Here is a 226-nt window from a genome sequence, read left to right on the forward strand (position 1 = left end):
GGGACGAAGTCGTAACAAGGTAGCCGTACCGGAAGGTGCGGCTGGATCACCTCCTTTCTAAGGAGTTTTTGTTTATTATTTTTTGTGGGTGAATCGTGGGCATTAGAAACCCTGTCATGGGGGTTTGCTTGCGTGTCCGCCAATGACCGGTTGGTTGTTGGTGTGTGTTGTTGTGTTCAAGTCTTGTGTGTTTGGTTTGTTGCGTTGTTGGGTGTCTGGAATGGCA

At 48.7% G+C, this 226-nt stretch carries 1 rRNA gene; it reads left to right on the forward strand.

Annotated features, from left to right (window positions below):
- Positions 1–57, forward strand: a 16S ribosomal RNA gene (locus QP413_RS10240); the annotation flags it as partial.
- Between the last annotated feature and the right edge of the window lie 169 nt (positions 58–226).

The sequence above is a fragment of the Corynebacterium sp. UMB4614 genome (assembly GCF_030217065.1).
Lineage (GTDB): Bacteria > Actinomycetota > Actinomycetes > Mycobacteriales > Mycobacteriaceae > Corynebacterium.